This is a genomic window from Xanthobacter aminoxidans (genome assembly GCF_023571765.1).
Lineage (GTDB): Bacteria > Pseudomonadota > Alphaproteobacteria > Rhizobiales > Xanthobacteraceae > Xanthobacter > Xanthobacter aminoxidans.
On the sequence record NZ_JAMJXC010000058.1, the window covers coordinates 1 to 1,193 of the forward strand.

At 65.3% G+C, this 1,193-nt stretch carries 1 protein-coding gene; it reads left to right on the plus strand.

Annotated features, from left to right (window positions below):
* On the plus strand, positions 1-1,191 hold the full coding sequence (gene tuf / locus EJ105_RS27590) for an elongation factor Tu (RefSeq protein WP_229645841.1): 1,191 nt from the start codon (positions 1-3) through the stop codon (positions 1,189-1,191).
* Positions 1,192-1,193: the final 2 nt, after the last annotated feature.

Sequence of the window (1,193 nt, forward strand, 5' to 3'; positions counted from 1 at the left end):
ATGGCCAAAGAGAAGTTCAACCGCTCGAAGCCGCACTGCAACATCGGCACGATCGGTCACGTTGATCACGGCAAGACGTCGCTGACGGCAGCGATCACGAAGATCCTTGCGGAGTCTGGCGGCGCGACGTTCACGGCGTACGACCAGATCGACAAGGCGCCGGAAGAGAAGGCGCGCGGCATCACGATCTCGACCGCTCACGTCGAGTACGAGACCAACAACCGCCACTACGCGCACGTCGACTGCCCCGGGCACGCCGACTACGTGAAGAACATGATCACCGGCGCGGCGCAGATGGACGGCGCGATCCTGGTGGTTTCGGCCGCCGACGGCCCGATGCCGCAGACCCGCGAGCACATCCTGCTCGCCCGTCAGGTCGGCGTTCCGGCGCTGGTGGTGTTCCTGAACAAGTGCGACATGGTCGACGATCCGGAGCTCCTCGAGCTCGTGGAGATGGAGGTGCGTGAGCTCCTCTCGAAGTACGACTTCCCCGGCGATGACATCCCGATCATCCGCGGCTCGGCGCTGGTTGCGCTCGAGAACGGCGATCCGGCGCTCGGCCGTGACGCGGTGCTGAAGCTGATGGAGGCGGTCGACGCCTACATCCCGCAGCCCGAGCGTCCCATCGACCTGCCGTTCCTGATGCCCATCGAGGACGTGTTCTCGATCTCCGGCCGCGGCACCGTGGTGACCGGCCGTGTCGAGCGCGGCATCATCAAGGTGGGCGAGGAAGTCGAGATCGTCGGCATCCGCCCGACCGTGAAGACGACCGTCACCGGCGTCGAGATGTTCCGCAAGCTGCTCGACCAGGGCCAGGCCGGCGACAACGTCGGCATCCTGCTGCGCGGTACCAAGCGCGAGGACGTGGAGCGTGGCCAGGTTGTGTGCAAGCCGGGTTCGGTGAAGCCGCACACCAAGTTCAAGGCCGAGGCCTACATCCTGACGAAGGAAGAGGGTGGTCGTCACACCCCCTTCTTCACCAACTACCGTCCGCAGTTCTACTTCCGCACGACGGACGTGACCGGCGTGTGCACGCTGCCCGAAGGCACCGAGATGGTGATGCCGGGCGACAACGTGTCGATGGACGTGCACCTGATCGTTCCGATCGCCATGGAGGAGAAGCTGCGCTTCGCCATCCGTGAAGGTGGCCGCACCGTCGGCGCCGGCGTCGTCGCTGCCATCATCGAGTGATC